A 17,700-nucleotide genomic window follows, 5' to 3' on the forward strand; every position below is an offset into this window, starting at 1 on the left:
TTAGGGGGATTTGATATGAAATTCAGGGCAACAGTTCTTTCTGAAAACAGTGTATTCGGTAACTTAGGAGCGATTGCAGAACACGGCTGGGCCGTTTTTCTGGAAACAAACCACGGAAACTATCTTTTTGATACTGGACAGGAAAGGCACTACTTAATAATGCTCATGTATTTAAAAAAGATTTATCCAGCATTAAAGGAATCATACTTAGTCATCATCATATCGACCACACAGGGGGTTTAATGGAAGCTGTAAAATCAGCCAGGGAAAAACCGATTAATGTCTATGCACATCCAGAGTTGTTCAAAGAGGGATATCTTGTACGCGAAGGCCACAAATACATCGGAGTTCCTTTTTCAAAAGTTGCACTTGAAAGCAACGGGGCAAACTTTAAGTTCAACACAGAATTCAGCGAAATTGCGCCAGATGTTTTCCTAACGGGAGAGGTTCCCAGGGTTACGAATTTTGAGACCGGCGATACCGATATCGTTTTGAAGACAAAAGACGGGTATGTCCAAGATCCAGTCACGGATGACCAGTCCATTATTATGAAAACCGAAAAAGGCTTGTTTGTGATTCTCGGATGTTCCCATGCAGGGATCATCAATATACTTAATTACGCTGTTCAAAAGACAGGTGAAAACCGCATTCATACTGTCATCGGCGGTACCCATTTATCACCCGTTGGCGAAGAGCAGAAAGATAAAAGTATTCAGGCATTAAAAGAGATGAATTTGCAATACTTAGGCGTTTCACATTGTACAGGACTTCAGGTCGCTAATCAGTTGGCGCATGAATTTGGGGATAGATTCTTTTATTGTAATGTGGGGACTGTTGTAGAAGTGTGATTGCTGATTTATCAAGAGAAGCTCTACCCAGAGATTTCGAGGAGGGGAAAATCAAATCTTTTGTTAATGTCAAATAATAAAGCGGGAGGGTTGATATGAGTAAAAAGAAAAGGCAAAACTCTATTTTAGGAACAATCATGATCGAATATAGAAAATAGTGAACACGTCTTTAGTATGAATCAAAAGTTTTGAAAAATTCCTTATTACTTTAATATAGTGAAAAAAGAGCCCTTTCTTAAAATACAAAGGGCTCTTCAATATAGTGATATACGGTCGAATAAAAGAAAATTTGACGGAAGCGATCTATGTATGAAACCACAACCAATCGTCCGCCTAGAAAAACCCAGCATTGGTCGTCATACGAATGAAACAGCTTTACACTTTGATAGCATGTCTTAACGAAATGGCTTCCTTCGGAAAGTCCGTCATAATCGCTTCAACGTGATTCGTGCTTAATAATTGTTCTATTTCCTTTTCATCATTGGCCGTCCACACACGGATGCTAAAATCATCGGCACTTTGAACATCACCCTGCAGCAATAAATCTTTGTGGAGGTGTAATCCCTCTAATTCCAGGCTTTCAACGTATTCAGAAGGGCGGCTCAGTTCATATAGGACTAGCCATGCGATTTTTGCACTTGGTTCAAGCTTTTTTAATCTTAGGATGGAAGGCAGATGAAAGGATGAGTAAATAATTTTATCGGCATAATCAAACTGATTCACAATGGCTAATACTTTTTCTTCGATGCCTTCATAAGCAAAAATATTGGTTTTTAATTCGATATTTAACTCAATCTGATAAGGAGCAATCAATTCCAACACTTCTGCCAGCGTCGGAATCCGCTCTTTCTCCCAAACATTTCTATCAAACAGTTCGAAATGTGAGAATTTTATGCCTGCACTAAATTGCTGTATTTCATTTAGCGTGTACTCTTTCACATATCCTGTACCGTCTGTCGTTCGATCAATTGTTTCATCGTGAATCACAACGACTTCTCCGTCTTTTGTCAGCTGCACGTCAAGCTCGATCCCATCAACGCCTGAATCCAAAGCATGACGAAAGCTTAATAACGTGTTTTCCGGAGTAATTCCCATGCTACCGCGATGGCCATATATTTTCGTTTGTCTCATTTTCCTCAATCCTCTCATTTATAAATTGATTCAGTGAAGGGCTTACAGTCTGTAGTTAGCGGATAAAAAGGAATAGAGAACAAAGCTACATCTATAGCTTTATTCTCTACTCTTTGCTTAATGATTTAAAATTATTTGCCTCTTGCATCGTTCGATTTATTAATCGCGGCGTTCACTTGTTCGATGTTCGGCTTCGTTTTTGCCATTTGACATCCAAAGGCTTGCTCCGCCGATGGCAACACCTTTAATTTATCACGCAAATATTAACAAAGACCGTTTATTACATATTCATTACATAAAGACTAAGATCACTTAATAATAAGCGCTTTAATAGCATTGCGTTTTTACAATTAGTCAACATAACAGGATGACTAGATTACTCAACTGAATTGGACTAAAAAATCTCGGTCTCTAGTGGATTCATTGTGCCCGGCAGCTCCCTGCTAGTGATTATGAACAATTTGTTCTAGAAATTTTAGACATTATAAACATTCAATATAATTATTGACATGATAAGATATAAGATAAGCACATATGATGTTATAAAACATTACATTAAGCTGTGTTTTCTCTTTGGGGTGGATAAAAGAGGAACATATTACAGCTTTAGCATATGCGGGAAAGATTGTGAACTCTTAGAGACATAGTTGAAGGGAATGAAAATCATGAGTGTAGAGGCTTTAAACGAACAAGTGAAAACAGATCTTTCCTATATTGCCTATGGGGGACCAGACTGGGTGCGCAAGCATAGGTCTTCGGAAGGACATGTTTACGATGCAGTGATTATCGGCGGCGGCCAATGCGGCTTAGGAGCTGCCTTCGGGCTGTTGCGCGAGCGGGTATCCAATATCCTCGTCATCGACGAAAACCCGGAAGGATTAGAAGGTCCGTGGGAAACCTATGCCCGTATGGTGACGCTGCGAACGCCCAAGCATTTGACCTCCATTGACCTCGGGGTACCTTCTCTGACCTTCCGCTCCTGGTGGGAAGCGCAATTCGGCCCGCAAGGATGGGAAGAAGTCGATAAGATTCCACGAGGCGACTGGATGAACTATTTGCGCTGGTATCGGAAGGTTCTCAATCTGCCTGTCATGAATGAGGTAAAGCTTAAGCAGATCGAGCCAACTGAAGAACGGATCTACCGCCTTCATATCGAAGGAGCGGGAGCACCATCAGACACCTTACTGGCACGCAAAGTCATTCTGGCCACCGGCATACAGGGCGGAGGAGAATGGCATGTACCGCAGATGATTTCTGAAAAATTACCGAGTCATCTCTATTCTCACACTTCTAAGCTTATTGATTTTGAAGGGCTTCAAGGCAAGAAGATTGCTATTTTAGGCGGCGGAGCCTCTGCTTTTGATAATGCCAATTTTGCACTAACAGAAGGTGTGGCTGAGGCCCATGTCTTTGTCCGCCGCAAGAAGCTGCCTCAAATCAATCCGATCCGCCAGATGGAGGTTTCCGGCATGATCGAACGCTTCCACGCCTTGTCAGACGAAGATAAATATGCGGTGATCTCCCATTTCTTTAAGCAAAATCAGCCGCCAACCAATGATACATTTGAACGCGCCGCCTCATGGCCAGGATTTCAGCTGCACTTAGGCGCTCCATGGCTTGATGTCGAAGCGACAAGCGAGGGGGCAGTAGTGACAACGCCTCAGGGCAAATTCACTTTCGACTTCCTGATCATCAGTACCGGCCTTCTCACCGATCCAGCTTTGCGTCCGGAGCTGCAGTCTGTAGAAAGCCATATCGCCCGCTGGGGAGACATCTATAAGGCTCCGGAAGAGGCGGCGAATCCAGTGCTTGACGCGCACCCTTACCTCAGCCCCGGCTTTGCGCTCACCAGCCGTGATGAAAAAGGAAAAAGGCTCCTGCATGGGTTGTTTGCCTTTAACTACTCAGCTTTAATCAGCTGCGGTCTTTCAGCCTCTGCACTATCAGGTATGAGACACGCTATTCCGAAGCTTGCGTCTGCGGTGGCGGATCAGCTTTTCCTTGATGATCGCGAAGACATTCTGAAAAACTTCTTCGAATATGATGAGGTTGAATTTGTCGGGGAGTGGCCGAGAAAAGAGTAAGTAAGAGGCTTAAGCGCTACGTACAAAATGGACCATTCGATCAGTGGGATTTCCCCAACTGATCGAATAAATACAACGTTTCTCATTTCCTGTTTCTACGATACAAATCAATCGATTTATAGCCTTCTCCTACGATTGTTTCCATCTCCAGCAATCGTTTTTCTTGTGTTTCTTTTCTTTTGGCGCTATAAACGTATCGCGCCCAATCCTTTTGATAGCCAAAGGTTAATTCATTGTATCTTTTCAATACATCTTCATTCTTGCTCAAATATTGCTTTATATCTTCAACGTTCTTAATATAGTCATCAACACATTGACTTTTTTGTGTGCCGGCCTTATTCGCTTTCTTCGGATCTGACTTGAGGCCAACTACTGTAAACACTTCGTTTAAACTGACCATTCTTGAAAACTTTAAGCGGCTTTCGTAAACGAACCCTTCCTCATCCATAGGGATTGCCTCATAGAAGCTGTCACGGTCGATATACTCTTTGTATTGCCGGTTGTTCTTCTTGGGATACGCAAAGAATAAATAGCCTTTATCGCTTATGACTAGTTTTTCGATCACGTACTGAAGCTGTTTCGCAAAATCCTCCAAGCTAAACACGAAGATAAAGACCCTTTTCAATATCAGTGTCATATTCCAATTCATTGAAGTCATGAATATCATCAGGGAGATTTAGAATCAGCTTGGTTGGATATTTATTCAGATTTAGCTTTTCAACAATACTTTTCGTCGAATTCACTCGGGAGTCCCCTAGTTATCTGTAAACAATATTTTCTTTCGCAAACGGGCGGACACCAACCCCTACGGCAATTAACCAGAAAATAAGCAGCCAATAGGTCCCGTATGAAAAGTCATAATCAACCATCCCATGTCCGAACAACATCGTTAATGCCAAAATAACCCCAATTCGATGTTTTAATGCTTTTCCAGATTTAAAAATTAGGAAGACCATCAGACCAAAAAACAGAGCATATACTGCTATGCCGATCCAGCCAATCTCGATCAAGAAGTCCAGATACCCGTTGTGCACTTGATTAAGCCCGAATAATCGATTCGCATACTTAGGATAATAGATTGTCCAGCTGTCGCCGCCAAAGCCAATCAACGGAGATTCTTTACTCATAGCTAACGCTTCTTTGTAGAAATCAAACCTTGTAACTGCATTTTGTGTCGAGAGACTGATTTCCGAGATTCTCGTTATTAAACTGTCAGGAATCAATCGAATCCCTTTATGCTGGTCGAAGGTTAATAAATTAAACGCAACCAGAAATAGCACAAGGGCAGAAACCGAAAACAAAATGAATTTTTTCCATTGCTTGATTAAGAGAAGAAATGCCAGAGCAAATGTACCCGCAAAAAAGATATAGGATCCCCGAGAATACGTATGCAATAGAATCGCACCATATCCGGCAAGCAAAATAATGAGAAGAACGTCTAACCTACGAAACGTTTTTCGACGAATAAAGATCGCAAAGATATAAAACCAATAGGCGCCCATGATCGCGCCAAACGTATTCGGATACCGAACCGGTCCGCATGAACGTGTTGGTTCACAGCCAACCATAAACATGTCAAGCCGAATCAGACCAAACAGATTGGCAACAGCAAAAAGCAGAAACGCAGCTCCCAATACGTGAAAGACGTACGGATAGAGCCTGTTGACCCTCGGCGATTCCTTCGTCCAAATTAATAGAAGAAAAAAGAAAGCATATGTAGAAAATCTGAAAATCGTATTCCAATTGCCTTCTTGGTTTAAAGCAAAAGGAACCGTGATCAAATACATAAAGGGCAAAAGCAAGACAAGGAAATACAACTTATTTTTTATTAAAACCTCGGGTTCTTTCACCCAATACCAGATGACATTAAGAATAAACAGTGCAAAAATTAACAATTCCCAAAGACGGATGTCCGGTTCATAATACAGGCCCCATTGAAAAGGAGTGATGAGAAAGACAATACTTAAGCAAACAAAAGTAAACCAGTTCATAGTGACCTCCTGCAGAGATATTTGCAATGAATTTTAGTAGAAATAGAGAACGACGAGGTACATTTAATATTTAGTGAGTTTCTTTTATTTACTGTATTATACCTTTCTTAGGGGATACAAGACAATGAATACCAATTATCAATCTAACCTGCTAAAATGGCAGCACATCCACTTACCCCCGTTTTTTCTGCCCACTTCGGGAATGATTGTGACCGGTTTTTATTTTTTTTGCCCAGTTCGGCATTTATTGCGATCACTTGCGATTTTTTTCTGCCCACTTGAAAAATAATTCGTCCTCCCCCTGCATTGATTTCTCACCTATTCCAACATGACAAAAAAACGGCCACCGCCGGTCATTCAACAGCGTGGATGTACATCCACTCACCCCCGGTTTTTCTACCCACTTCGGGAATAATTGTGACCGGTTTTTATTTTTTTTGCCCAGTTCGGCATTTATTGCGACCTCTTGCGATTTTTTTCTGCCCACTTGCGAAATAATTCGCCTCCCTCCTATATCTACAAGCCGAGATTTTATAGTATTTTTCAACATAAGAAATTCCTTTCTACTGTGATGGTTCATTTACTTACCCAATATTCCATGCCAATATAGAAGGAGGAAGAGGAAAAAAATAGAAAGTGAGTTGATAAGTGTGAACAACCTTACGAAAATGAAAATAGGAAAGCCAGCTAATGAAGTATTCGAAGCCTTTGTAGACCCTGAAAAAATCGGGAGTTTTTGGTTCTCGTCGAGCTCTGAGAGATGGGAAGAGGGCAAGACGATAACATTGAGGTATGAGGAATACGATGCCCAAGGCGATATAGAAATATTGGAAGTAGAGAAAAATAGCAAAATCATCTTTCAAGATGAGGAAGGACATATTGTTACGATTAAGCTAAAAGAGTCGGATGATTCGAGTACCATTATTGAAGTTAACCAAGAAGGTTTTAAAGAAAATGATACGGAGTTAATCAATCAATTAATAGATAATAAAGAGGGCTGGGTTTACATGTTGACCTGTTTAAAGGGTTATTTAGAATATGGTGTCAATTTGAGAGCAGCATTAGTGAAATAGCTTTGGCAATACCGTTATAAAAGGAGTAAGAGTATGACTCAATATATCTACATCGCTTCGCCAATGAGACTGCCTACGGGTTCGTTTGGCTTAAACCCTGTATCGCCGGAACAACCAAATGTTTTTAAAACGGAATTAGATTTCACACATTTATATTTTGAAAATAATTACAATAGCGAAAAGAAAGCAAGATTTACCTATAGTGCCCACTTTTCATTCAAACATCAAGTAGCGGCCAGTCATAATTTCCTGCCGTTGAAATATCAAGTAAACGGGAATTCGATGGAAGAAAAGTGTTTAACTCTATTATATTCGTACCTTGAAGAAGCCGTTCAAGCTTCCGGAATTATTGAATATTTTACTAGTTTAAACGGGAAAGAATATCTGCCAATTTCACATAAACGAAGTATTCGATGGGCGGATATTAAGACAAGCTATGACCTCGTGATGGAAGACCTTGAATTTTGGGAGATTACTTTGTAGAGACCTTTATCCTCCCAATGGTACGAAAAAACGTACTAAGTACGAAAAAAATAAGTACTTTTTATTCTTATTTCAGCATGAAATAATCATTTTTAGTTAGAAAAACAAATCGAAAAGGATGATTGATATGAAAGTACTGGTTATCGTTGCACATCCTAATCTAGAGGAATCTCGAGCAAACCGCTCTTTTATGCATGAGTTGAGCAAGCACGAAGAGATTACAGTTGTGAATCTTTATCAAAAATACCCCGATTGGAGCATTGATATCGAGCAAGAGCAAGCATTACTATTAAAATATGATCGTATCGTTTTTCAATTTCCTTTTTATTGGTACAGTTGCCCTCCTCTCTTAAAAAAATGGTTTGATGATGTGTTGACGTACGGATGGGCATTTGGGTCGCAAGGCGATAAGCTAAAAGGGAAAGAGTTTATTATTGCAACCACAGCAGGGGGAACTGAAAGAGAATTCCGTGCTGGCGGGGATAATTGGTTTACAATTAGTGAATATTTCAGACCTATCCAAGCCACGCTATGGAAGTGCAACGGAAGCTTTCTCCCGATATTTGTCACATATAATGCAGATGCAGGTTTGGATGAATACATTTCATCAGAAGCGCGGAAATACGTGGAGCATATCCAAAGTTCACACAACGCAATGATTAAGTAGTCGATAAAAAGGGGGTTTATGATGGTAAAACAATCACTTAAATACCCAATTGAAGTTACCCTAAAAGTAATTGGAGGGAAATGGAAACCGTTAATTTTATTTATTCTTTCCGAAGAAGGAACAAAACGGTTTGGTGAGTTGAGAAAACAGTTGGATGGAATTACTCAAGGGATGTTAACGAATCAACTTAGGGAGTTAGAGCAAGATGGTTTGATTTACCGCGTAATATATAATGAAATCCCTCCTAAAGTTGAATACTCTTTAACGCCATACGGCGAGTCACTTGAACCCATTCTTAAAGCAATGTGCAGCTGGGGAAGCGATCACTTGCATCTTTGATATATGTAAGTTTGGTACTTTAGAAGAAAAGAGGGATTCCCTAAAACTTTATATTGGGGCATCCTTTTTTAAGTTTAAAACCAGGTTTGATCACTGGGGTAGAAACAGGAGAAAAATAGAAATTACAAACAAAAAAAACAGATGATAGAAAAAATATTATTGTAATTGGTTTATTTTGATTAACTCTTAGTTCTTTGATTCCTAAAACAAAAGCTAAGAGTGCAAAAGAAATGAGCACAAATGGGTACATTTCTGACATTGTATTCGTCATAAAACCTTAAATACCTAACAGTAATCTCAATATTAAACTAGTAACGTCTAGCAAAAAGAATCATTATACTTATACTACAAGGGCCATGGTTACAATATCGGTTATAGCATTAATTCTTCGTGAAAGTTATTTATCGGTGCTTGCGTTAAATTTCTTAATCATTCCAACTATTATTTTGGCCGTTCTAATTGTTTTTACATTAAAAAAACTAATATAACAACAAAGAGTCTTAGTCTTACCAATAAATAGATACTTGCTAGATTAAAAAGCTTTCATCATTCAAAAATATAGGATGTCTTTAAAGCTATGCTTTTGAGACACCTTCTTATTTTAAATCTAACCTTTAGAAAACCTTAAAAAACATATGAAAAAGAGGGAGATTATCGATGAGATAAGCAACGAAACACTAATAACACCGAGCCCCATTCCTTCCCATCTTCCAACAATAAAACTTACAATAAATAAGATAATACTTAATACCATAAATAGAATTCCGTATTGTAGCGAGGGTTTTTTATTAAAACTGATAGAAATTCCTATGATAATCGCGATAAAAAAAGCTGTCATTAGAATAAATGCCATTTCATCTTACCTCCGTATGTCGGTCTAATCTATCTGTAACCTCTTATACAAGCTAGATAAATAATTCCGGCTGACAAACGCCATCTTTGATGTATTTTTGAAAAATACAACATAAGTTTGACCCGAAGGCTCAATTCGGCTGATATGTTTGATATTAATAATGTAGCTCTTGTGGGTACGTATAAAGATAGACGGATCAAGTCTTTCCTCCATATTTTTCAAAGATTCCAATGTTCTGATTTCTTTAGTCGGTTTTCCAGCAACCATAATTTGGGTAGATTTATTTTCTGTACTAATAAATATAATTTCTTCTTGGTCTATAACTTCCACGATGTTCCGGCTTCGGATGCTTAACCGAGGAAGAAATTGCGTCGTTTGACTGGTTTCAAAAGACTTATCAATGCGCTTAAAGCATTGATATAAACGCTCATGGGAAAAGGGTTTGACAACATAATCAACAGCCTCGATCTCATACGCTTGAGACGCAAATTCTGTCGTTCCAGTAATAAACACAATGCGCAAGTCAGGAATTTGCAAACGTAACTCTTTGGCAATCGTGTATCCATCTCCATCCGGCATTTTAATATCCACAAACAAAACTTGCGGTCGCAGATTTTGTACATATTTTTTTGTTTCTTTTGCCGATTTTGCTTCAGCCATGATAGTAAATCCATTATATTTCATAAACTCGACTAGTTCATTTCGTATTTTCTCATTATCTTCGGCAACTACTACGGTATAGGACACTTCGGATCCTCCTTTCATTCCTTCTTTTTCGAAAAAGGGATAAAAACAGAAAATGTTGTTCCTGATTCCGGGTCACTTTCAACCTCAATATGACTCTGATATTTTAACGAAAGCCGTTTTGCAGTTAGCAAACCAATCCCTTTATGTCCTTCCTTGGTTGTATATCCTTCCTGGAAGATTATGCTCATCTTGTTCGCTTCAATCCATGAATTGAGGTTATGAACGTGAAAAACAACCATGCTGTTCATCATTCGGTCTATTGTTACCTTTATCATTCGCCTATTAGAAGGAACTTTTATTTCTTCCTCAATGGCGTTATCAAGAAGATTTCCCAGAATTTGTACCAGTTCAAAGGATTTAATTTCCATAGAAGGAATCGATGTATAAGCATCAATCTTCATCGTAACATGATGAACTTGTGCGATTTCTTTTTTTGCCTGAAATAATGCGCTCAGGGCAGTATGGTTTAAATGCAATATTGCCTGTTGCGATTGTAACTCAACATTCAATTCGTTTAGATACTCAGAAACTTCTTCGTATTCCTTCCGGTGGATTAACCCGGAAATCACCTGCATGTGGTTGTGATAATCATGCCGTTGAGCACGAACGGAGGAAATCAATTCCCCTATATTCCGTAGGTAAACTCTTTCAGTTTGTTCCATGGTTTGAAGTTCAAGTTTCTTTCCAAAAGAATATAGCAAAAACATGGTTATTCCCATAATTCCAATTGAAATCATCGAGATGATAATAAAATAATCCCCAGACTGTTGTGTCATTTTTAGATTTCGTATACTGATCAGGCTTATGAGCTCATCTTGAATGAGGAACACCCCCATTAGAAAGAGGAGGTAATTCGTAAACTCAGTATGTTGGACTGTAAACCATTTTAAGAAAGATATCTTTTTTAAATAGAAAAATAGTCCGATTAAAAACAGCAAAAAGTCAATACCCAACATGATGAGTAATTCCCTTACCGAGTATTCCAATTTATCCTTAAGGTAATAAAGAGAAGTGACATCACACAAATGAATCATTATGTTCTCTACCATTGATTGGATAGCTAATTGGGACAGGCTAATTAGAGCAGCCACACTCCACGAGAAGAGATAAAGATTTCTCAATAAAAAAATATTGAAAATAGCGTGAGCGATCATTGTCAACTCAATGGGAAATTTTAAGAACAATAATAACTTGAATAAAGATAAAAGACCAATAAAACAAACGGCATGTTTCTTGAAACGTGCCCAATCTATACCAAATATGGTGAAAACTAAAAACAAATAGACAAACGATTCAATTATGGAAAGAAAAAAAATCAACCTTCTGGTTCCCTCCTACACATGCATGAACTTTATCTTAAACAAATTCTTCATAATAGAGATCATTGGAACACTTCAACCACTTTTTAAATTTGTAAAGGTTCTTTGCGTTTGATTATGTTTTCACAATTATAAAGTAGTATTGTAAAGAAATTATGAATTTTTACAATAATTTGAAATATTTATGAGTTTTTATATTTCCCCTGAGAACACTCTCTACCTTATGACTTTCTTCTTATTTAAATGGATGTTCGATGTCTTTTCTTTAATCCTATTAGACTATTTATCTGACGGTCGAGGGAAAATGGACAGAAAATACCCCTCCTAAATTTGTTTACTTTCTGTTAAAGTTTGTTTACTTTTGTTGCGAGAGCCAGTCGATACCTATACTAACTTCTATTCTCCAAAATTAACATCATTAATCAGACTAATACTTTCACATATCTTCCTGAAAACGTTCTCTTACCCCGATAAATCATCTTGTTATCGCAGAATGATAGACTCTGGTTTTGCATACTGTACAATTTGAATCGTTGTACAATTCAATCTTACGATGTAGCTCTTACTGATCAGGCATTGCCTTTGACCAATTTAAAATCGTTTCCAAGGGAGGGTTAAACATATGTGTGTTTGTAATTTTGCCGGGTGAGAGGATGGAATGAATATTAGCAAATAGAAACGATAAAACCTGAAGAAACAAACCAATAAAATCAATAAAAAAATCTTTTTAAGCTAATTACGAAGGAGAGGAAAATCCATGTCTATTATTCAGAAAATTACGGAATTTAATAATTCCTTTGTAAACCAAAAAAATTATGAAGCATTTCAGACCTCAAAGTTTCCAGATAAAAAAATTGTTATTCTCACGTGCATGGATACTCGTTTGCTGGAACTACTTCCAAAAGCGATGGGTTTAAAAAACGGGGACGCGAAAATCATCAAGAATGCTGGAGCTGTGGTATCGCATCCTTTTGGCAGCATTATGCGCAGTATTCTTGTAGCTATATATGGATTAAAAGCTGAAGAAGTATGTGTGATTGGGCACCGCGGATGTGGAATGGAAGGCCTTGAACCTGGTTCCATTCTAGACAGCGCAAAGCAAAATGGTGTTAGCGAAGATCGAATTGATACTCTAGTTAATGCCGGTATTAATGTATCTGAATGGCTGACGGGTTTTGAATGTGTAGAGAAGAATGTGGAAAATAGTGTTCATTTGATTAAAAACCACCCTTTAATGCCAGAAAATATTTCCGTTCATGGTATGGTGATCTGTCCTGAAACAGGTAAATTAGATCTCATCACAGATGGATATAAACAGGCCAATTCTAAGAAATCCAACCCAGTCACTATGTAGTTTTTCTCAAGCAGCAAGTGATTGTTGTGCCTCCATTAATTGATGGTATTTGATTTTGCTTCAGGTAAAGTTGGGTATTGCCTCTACACTTCATTATTGGAGGCATGTTTTCTGCTTTTAAAATGAGAATTATTTTGTGGTGAATCTAAATAGAGTAAATATCTATAGTGTCCCTGTCACTGTGATAAGTCTTAACTCTCGTCATATTAACATTAATAATATTTACCGAAAATCCCATTGTTCGTATTAACTCAAGTTACAAAATAACCTTTTTAATAATTCAATTGGGAGGGTAACGTACGTGAACTTAGACGCGTTCAGAGACTATTCCTTACACAACTTAAAAAAAGATGTGCTATCAGGAACTGTTGTTGGTATTATAGCTATTCCATTGGGATTAGGGTTTGCGATTGCTTCTGGAACATCTCCTGTCACAGGACTTTATACAACGATTGTGGCCGGTTTATTGATTTCCATTTTAGGAGGATCCAGATTTCAGATTGGAGGTCCTACTGGTGCTTTTGTTCCGGTTTTATTGGGTATTATTTTGCAATTCGGATTTGAAAACTTATTAATTGCCGGGTTTATGGCTGGTATTTTGCTTATCATCTTTGGGCTATGCAAGGTAGGAAATTTAATCAAATTTTTTCCTCAGTCAATTATTATTGGTTTTCAGTCTGGTATTGCGGTTATTATATTCAGCGGTCAAATTCCAAACTTTCTAGGATTGCACAATATTGAAAAATACGAATATTTTCATTTAAATATCAAGGAAATAGTAGGAAATCTCTACCTTGTAGGCATCTATACTATAATCACTGCACTTCTTTGTTTACTGATTATTGTAATTGCGCAACGTTATTTTCCTAAAGTTGGAGGGATTTCCTATTTACTAGGCATCCTTGTCTCAAGTCTAGTTTCGTCTTTTTTCTATTCGAATCAAATAGAAACCATCGGTTCTATTTATGGGGAAATCCCACATCAATTACCTTTACCTGATTTTCCTAAGGTGACCATAGAAAAAATCATATATCTCTTGCCATCTTCCTTTGTAATTGCCATCCTTATTGGATTGCAATCTTTATTAACGGCTCGAGTTGCAGATGAAATGACTCGTTCAAAGCATAACAGTAAAAAAGAGCTAATTGGACAGGGCATTGTAAATATGGTTATACCTTTATTTCATGGAATTCCAGCGGCTGGGGAGGTAGCACGAACCGTCACAAATATCAAAAATGGTGGCTCATCGCCAATTGCAGGAATAACACATGCTTTATTCGTTTTATTAGTATTATTATTACTTGCACCCTATGCTTCCCATGTTGCGCTTGCTAGCCTAGCTCCGGTTTTGATGGTTGTGTCATGGAACATAAGCAAAAAGGAACAATTTGCTAGTATCCTAAAAGAAAAATCGGGACATTCATTGATTTTAATGGTTACCTTTTTGTTGACTGTTTTTGCTAATTTAACAATGGGAATTGGAGCAGGATTATGTCTTTTTGCCTTTATGTGTCTTAGAAAGAGAATGAAAGATAATCAAAAACAATTAAAGAAGGCCATTTAACGGACTTCATGCGACAAATGTTAGTCGGATAAGCAGGTGTCGTTGCCTTGGACGTCAGTCAACAATTTGCATTTAGAGAATGTAACGAGGTGTTTATCCGGCACGTACTACTTGACAGCGAGAGTGAAGAAGAAAAAAGAATTGGTTACCGACTAATCACCCCCATAATACGAACAGGAATCTGAGACTCTTACCCTATAAGCAATATTAAGGAGGTATTGATGATGTTTTGGTTGAGAAGTATTATAATTGCGTGTTTTTCGTTAACAGCCCTTAGTTTATTTCTGTATCAAGGAACAGAGATTATTCATGCAATTTCCGATTTCTTTCATAAAAAAAATTAAAAAACAACCCCATTCTCAGCAGTGGGGAAGGAAAAAGAATCTAATCATGAGCATAATGAGAATATGAATCTGAGGCTCTTATCCTGAGATTGATCATAAACAATACTAGGAAGGACTTTTCCAAAGAGGAAGTTAAACTATTTAATATAGTGGCTTATGTTATGTTCTTATCAAGAATCTCCCTCACGTGATTACAATTGGAGGGATAACATTGAAAAAAACCGTCAAGGTCGTCGCGGCCGTTATCGAAAATGATCAAAAAGAGATTCTCTGTGCACTAAGATCTCCGGAAATGAATAACCCGAATATGTGGGAATTTCCAGGAGGGAAAGTAGAGGCCGACGAAAATATCTTCTCCGCGTTAGTAAGAGAAATAAACGAGGAATTGAGCTGCCAAATTGAAACGAAAGAAATCCTAATTGAAAATCTCCATGAATATGACACGTTCATTATTAATCTAATCGTTATTAAATGCCGTATTGTTGAGGGAACTCCAACACCGAGCGAACATTCAAAATTAATCTGGCTTAAAAGAGAAAATCTTGATTCCTTAAAATGGGTGCCTGCTGACATTCCTGCGGTAAAACAATTACTATCGGAAAAATAGCCTCCTCGAAACCGAGAAGACTATCCTTTTCTAGTATCGATTAATGAGAAAATGTAGATTTCAAATAGTGCAATCCTTCTTTCAGCTGCTGGTCGATTTGTTCCTCATTCGCTTGGCCGCTAAGATCGCGCCAGATGCGAATGTCTTTCCCAATTGTTCCTTCAGGCTTCACAAACGGTTCAAAGACGATCCGTCCTGAATAATCAATATCCTTCAACGCTTGAAGAATGCTTGGCCAATCCAATCTTGACCCTGGACGAGGCACTTTTCGATTGTTTTCACAAACATGAAAATGACCAATATTTTGTCCGGCTCGACGAATTGCTGCGGGAATGTCGTCTTCTTCTATGTTCATATGAAAGGTATCCAGCAATAGAGAACAGTTCGAATGGTTTAAGCTTTCCTGAAAAGCAACCCCCTCATCCACACTGTTCATCAGCCACTGCTCAAAGCGGTTAACAAGCTCCAAGGAACAATGAATACCGTAGAAGACAGCGGTTTCTAAAACCACCTCTAACGATTCTTCCGCCCGAACCAACGCATTCTTTTTATCATCCATCGTTTTGACTTCTTTGTACATGGCCGGCCAATCACTGTATAAAATGCCGCTTAACTGGCTTCCGCCCATTTGATACACCGATTCGATAAGCTGCTGAATGTAGCGAATCCCTTTTATCCGGGTAGTATCATCTGGAGAAGTAAGATCCAAATCCGGTGATAAACCCAAGCAATAGGTCAGCTCGATGTTATGGTCAGCTGCAATGCGTTTTACCTCGTTCATTTCCTGTTGGTCCTGCTCCATCAATCCTGGAAATGGCCCTACTTCCAACACATCAAAACCAAGATTTGCGGCCTTGGGGATTAGCGGTTTGATATCGGTATCCCACTCCTGTGTCCAGTACCCAAAATGAATGCCATACTTCATTTTATCCACCACCTTTGTTTAAAAACATATCTACTCTGGACTTTTCCATTTAATTGAACCGTTTAAACATCTCCATGCATTTCGGGTGGTAGAATACATAATTCTTGACCTCGAGTGCACTCTAGGCTCTAGACTAAAAAAGAAGCCAAATCATAACGAAAAGGAGCAGTAAACATGAGATATAAGCTGTTAGGGAATAGCGGATTACGAGTGTCGGAGCTTGCTCTTGGAACTATGACGTTTGGAGAGGATTGGGATCTAGGAACTTCAAAAAGTGAAAGCCAAGACATGTTTAACCTGTTTGTAGAAGCCGGCGGCAATTTCATTGATACTGCCAACTTCTATACCGATGGATCAAGTGAGGCATTTCTAGGTGAGTTTATCAAACCGGTCAGAGAGCAAATAGTACTTGGTACGAAGTATACGTTAACGAATCGGAGTACCGACCCCAATGGCGGAGGAAATCATCGGAAAAATTTGGTTCAGTCCGTTGAAAGCAGTTTAAAAAGGCTGCAAACCGATTATATTGATTTACTGTGGCTCCACGCATGGGATTTTCTCACACCTGTTGAAGAAGTCATGCGGGCGTTAGATGATTTAGTACGAGCTGGCAAGGTGTTGTATGTCGGGATTTCTGATACACCTGCTTGGATCATTTCCCAAGCGAATACGTTAGCTGCTTTACGTGGATGGACTCCATTCATCGGACTGCAAATTGAATACAGCTTGTTGCAGCGAGCGCCGGAAAGAGACCTATTGCCTATGGCAAAAGCGTTCGATATCGGAGTCACCGCATGGGCGCCGATTGCGGGCGGGGCGCTGACAGGCAAGTATTTGAATCAATCAGAGGATGCAAATTCAGAGTCTAAACGGCTTTCTCAGGACAACCCTCGTTTAACTCAAAAAAATAAAGAAATCGCGAAGCTTGTTGTGGAAATCGCCAATGAAATCGACAAATCTCCGGCACAAGTGGCCATCAATTGGGTACGCCAGCAATCTGACCAAATCATTCCGATCGTTGGCGCAAGAAAAGCAACTCAGCTAAAAGATAATTTGGATAGCTTGAATTTCACATTAAGCGCAGATCATCTCAAACAACTCGATGAAGCAAGCAAAATCGAGTTAGGCTTTCCACATGACTTTCTTAAAACGGACCACGTACGAAGTGTGATTCATGGAGAAACTTTTTCGTTAATTGATAACCATCGGAAATAATACTTTAGAACAAAATCGCTAACGCGACTTAAACGAGTCCCAAGTAGAGAACTCACTTGGGACTATTATTCGCCCTAAGCATTGTACCACCACAAAAGGACATTCAACCTTAACTTCTTCGTGTTTCTTTTTTAAGAAGCCAATAGATGGGGGATG

Annotated in this window: 20 protein-coding genes; 11 read left to right on the forward strand and 9 right to left on the reverse strand. The window is 38.7% G+C overall.

Annotated elements, in window-relative coordinates:
• Window positions 1–15: 15 nt before the first annotated feature.
• Both JOC74_RS12530 and JOC74_RS12535 read left to right on the forward strand, forming a co-directional pair.
• Complete coding sequence (locus tag JOC74_RS12530; protein ID WP_053604885.1) at window positions 16–243, forward strand: hypothetical protein; 228 nt, start codon at window positions 16–18, stop codon at window positions 241–243.
• Window positions 222–848: an MBL fold metallo-hydrolase gene (locus JOC74_RS12535; RefSeq protein WP_264080195.1), complete on the forward strand. Its 627-nt coding sequence runs from the start codon at window positions 222–224 to the stop codon at window positions 846–848. Before JOC74_RS12530 ends, JOC74_RS12535 begins: the two co-directional genes overlap by 22 nt.
• Before the next feature lie 375 nt (window positions 849–1,223).
• On the opposite strand, the gene JOC74_RS12540 is transcribed toward JOC74_RS12535, so the two are convergent.
• On the reverse strand, window positions 1,224–1,979 hold the full coding sequence (locus JOC74_RS12540; RefSeq protein WP_053604887.1) for a glycerophosphodiester phosphodiesterase: 756 nt from the start codon (window positions 1,977–1,979) through the stop codon (window positions 1,224–1,226).
• 665 nt (window positions 1,980–2,644) lie between these two features.
• Here JOC74_RS12540 and JOC74_RS12545 point away from each other — a divergent pair.
• Window positions 2,645–4,063 carry a flavin-containing monooxygenase gene (locus JOC74_RS12545; RefSeq protein ID WP_053604888.1) on the forward strand — a complete coding sequence of 473 codons (1,419 nt, stop codon included), beginning with the start codon at window positions 2,645–2,647 and terminating at the stop codon, window positions 4,061–4,063.
• Window positions 4,064–4,145: 82 nt separating this feature from the next.
• Here JOC74_RS12545 and JOC74_RS12550 read toward each other — a convergent pair whose 3' ends face one another.
• The 4 genes from JOC74_RS12550 to JOC74_RS12560 form a co-directional block, all read right to left on the reverse strand.
• The gene (locus JOC74_RS12550) at window positions 4,146–4,667 is read right to left on the reverse strand and encodes a YdeI/OmpD-associated family protein (protein WP_225970257.1); all 522 of its coding nucleotides are present in this window, start codon (window positions 4,665–4,667) and stop codon (window positions 4,146–4,148) included.
• On the reverse strand, window positions 4,660–4,806 hold the full coding sequence (locus JOC74_RS23530; protein WP_225970258.1) for a hypothetical protein: 147 nt from the start codon (window positions 4,804–4,806) through the stop codon (window positions 4,660–4,662). Before JOC74_RS23530 ends, JOC74_RS12550 begins: the two co-directional genes overlap by 8 nt.
• 15 nt (window positions 4,807–4,821) lie before the next feature.
• The gene (locus tag JOC74_RS12555; protein ID WP_053604889.1) at window positions 4,822–6,054 is read right to left on the reverse strand and encodes an O-antigen ligase family protein; all 1,233 of its coding nucleotides are present in this window, start codon (window positions 6,052–6,054) and stop codon (window positions 4,822–4,824) included.
• 253 nt (window positions 6,055–6,307) lie between these two features.
• The gene (locus JOC74_RS12560; RefSeq protein WP_211086163.1) at window positions 6,308–6,541 is read right to left on the reverse strand and encodes a hypothetical protein; all 234 of its coding nucleotides are present in this window, start codon (window positions 6,539–6,541) and stop codon (window positions 6,308–6,310) included.
• Between the two features lie 163 nt (window positions 6,542–6,704).
• Between JOC74_RS12560 and JOC74_RS12565 the strand changes: the two genes are divergently transcribed.
• The 4 genes from JOC74_RS12565 to JOC74_RS12580 all read left to right on the forward strand — a co-directional run bounded on the left by JOC74_RS12565 (window position 6,705) and on the right by JOC74_RS12580 (window position 8,616).
• The gene (locus tag JOC74_RS12565) at window positions 6,705–7,127 is read left to right on the forward strand and encodes an SRPBCC family protein (RefSeq protein WP_192841117.1); all 423 of its coding nucleotides are present in this window, start codon (window positions 6,705–6,707) and stop codon (window positions 7,125–7,127) included.
• A gap of 33 nt (window positions 7,128–7,160) precedes the next feature.
• Window positions 7,161–7,610 (forward strand): hypothetical protein, encoded by a 450-nt coding sequence (locus JOC74_RS12570; protein ID WP_053604892.1) that lies wholly within the window; start codon window positions 7,161–7,163, stop codon window positions 7,608–7,610.
• A 127-nt stretch (window positions 7,611–7,737) separates the two neighbouring features.
• Entirely contained in the window at window positions 7,738–8,277 is a 540-nt protein-coding gene (locus JOC74_RS12575; protein WP_053604893.1) for an NAD(P)H-dependent oxidoreductase, read from the forward strand.
• 21 nt (window positions 8,278–8,298) lie between these two features.
• Window positions 8,299–8,616, forward strand: coding sequence for a winged helix-turn-helix transcriptional regulator (locus JOC74_RS12580; RefSeq protein ID WP_082364139.1), 318 nt, complete (start codon window positions 8,299–8,301; stop codon window positions 8,614–8,616).
• Window positions 8,617–9,223: 607 nt separating this feature from the next.
• Here the strand turns inward: JOC74_RS12580 and JOC74_RS12585 are convergent.
• From JOC74_RS12585 to JOC74_RS12595, 3 genes are read right to left on the reverse strand one after another with little or no spacing between them, the layout of a single operon-like run.
• Window positions 9,224–9,469, reverse strand: coding sequence for a YesK family protein (locus JOC74_RS12585; protein WP_053604895.1), 246 nt, complete (start codon window positions 9,467–9,469; stop codon window positions 9,224–9,226).
• A gap of 24 nt (window positions 9,470–9,493) precedes the next feature.
• A complete protein-coding gene (locus tag JOC74_RS12590) occupies window positions 9,494–10,216 on the reverse strand; it encodes a LytR/AlgR family response regulator transcription factor (RefSeq protein ID WP_053604896.1) in 723 nt (240 codons plus the stop codon).
• A gap of 14 nt (window positions 10,217–10,230) precedes the next feature.
• On the reverse strand, window positions 10,231–11,250 hold the full coding sequence (locus JOC74_RS12595) for a sensor histidine kinase (RefSeq protein ID WP_211086164.1): 1,020 nt from the start codon (window positions 11,248–11,250) through the stop codon (window positions 10,231–10,233).
• 1,042 nt (window positions 11,251–12,292) lie between these two features.
• Here JOC74_RS12595 and JOC74_RS12600 point away from each other — a divergent pair.
• From JOC74_RS12600 to JOC74_RS12610, 3 genes are all read left to right on the forward strand, one after another.
• Complete coding sequence (locus JOC74_RS12600; RefSeq protein WP_053604898.1) at window positions 12,293–12,889, forward strand: beta-class carbonic anhydrase; 597 nt, start codon at window positions 12,293–12,295, stop codon at window positions 12,887–12,889.
• Window positions 12,890–13,190: 301 nt separating this feature from the next.
• Window positions 13,191–14,453, forward strand: a complete 1,263-nt coding sequence (locus JOC74_RS12605; protein WP_053604899.1) for a SulP family inorganic anion transporter — start codon at window positions 13,191–13,193, stop codon at window positions 14,451–14,453.
• A gap of 555 nt (window positions 14,454–15,008) precedes the next feature.
• Window positions 15,009–15,404 carry a (deoxy)nucleoside triphosphate pyrophosphohydrolase gene (locus JOC74_RS12610; protein ID WP_053604900.1) on the forward strand — a complete coding sequence of 132 codons (396 nt, stop codon included), beginning with the start codon at window positions 15,009–15,011 and terminating at the stop codon, window positions 15,402–15,404.
• A 40-nt stretch (window positions 15,405–15,444) separates the two neighbouring features.
• On the opposite strand, the gene JOC74_RS12615 is transcribed toward JOC74_RS12610, so the two are convergent.
• On the reverse strand, window positions 15,445–16,329 hold the full coding sequence (locus JOC74_RS12615) for a D-psicose 3-epimerase (protein ID WP_053604901.1): 885 nt from the start codon (window positions 16,327–16,329) through the stop codon (window positions 15,445–15,447).
• A gap of 174 nt (window positions 16,330–16,503) precedes the next feature.
• Here JOC74_RS12615 and JOC74_RS12620 point away from each other — a divergent pair, with 174 nt between their 5' ends.
• Window positions 16,504–17,544, forward strand: coding sequence for an aldo/keto reductase (locus tag JOC74_RS12620; protein WP_053604902.1), 1,041 nt, complete (start codon window positions 16,504–16,506; stop codon window positions 17,542–17,544).
• Window positions 17,545–17,700 lie beyond the last annotated feature (156 nt).

Source organism: Bacillus capparidis (assembly GCF_017832095.1).
GTDB lineage: Bacteria > Bacillota > Bacilli > Bacillales > Bacillaceae > Bacillus > Bacillus gobiensis.

Excerpts from the sequence above, each read along its gene's own strand:
- JOC74_RS12570 (WP_053604892.1), top strand. The coding sequence starts at position 7,161 with ATGACTCAATATATCTACATCGCTTCGCCAATGAGACTGCCTACGGGT.
- JOC74_RS12575 (WP_053604893.1), top strand. The coding sequence starts at position 7,738 with ATGAAAGTACTGGTTATCGTTGCACATCCTAATCTAGAGGAATCTCGA.
- JOC74_RS12580 (WP_082364139.1), top strand. The coding sequence starts at position 8,299 with ATGGTAAAACAATCACTTAAATACCCAATTGAAGTTACCCTAAAAGTA.
- JOC74_RS12585 (WP_053604895.1), bottom strand. The coding sequence starts at position 9,469 with ATGGCATTTATTCTAATGACAGCTTTTTTTATCGCGATTATCATAGGA.
- JOC74_RS12555 (WP_053604889.1), bottom strand. The coding sequence starts at position 6,054 with ATGAACTGGTTTACTTTTGTTTGCTTAAGTATTGTCTTTCTCATCACT.
- JOC74_RS12545 (WP_053604888.1), top strand. The coding sequence starts at position 2,645 with ATGAGTGTAGAGGCTTTAAACGAACAAGTGAAAACAGATCTTTCCTAT.
- JOC74_RS12615 (WP_053604901.1), bottom strand. The coding sequence starts at position 16,329 with ATGAAGTATGGCATTCATTTTGGGTACTGGACACAGGAGTGGGATACC.
- JOC74_RS12540 (WP_053604887.1), bottom strand. The coding sequence starts at position 1,979 with ATGAGACAAACGAAAATATATGGCCATCGCGGTAGCATGGGAATTACT.
- JOC74_RS12600 (WP_053604898.1), top strand. The coding sequence starts at position 12,293 with ATGTCTATTATTCAGAAAATTACGGAATTTAATAATTCCTTTGTAAAC.
- JOC74_RS12620 (WP_053604902.1), top strand. The coding sequence starts at position 16,504 with ATGAGATATAAGCTGTTAGGGAATAGCGGATTACGAGTGTCGGAGCTT.
- JOC74_RS12595 (WP_211086164.1), bottom strand. The coding sequence starts at position 11,250 with ATGATTCATTTGTGTGATGTCACTTCTCTTTATTACCTTAAGGATAAA.
- JOC74_RS12530 (WP_053604885.1), top strand. The coding sequence starts at position 16 with ATGAAATTCAGGGCAACAGTTCTTTCTGAAAACAGTGTATTCGGTAAC.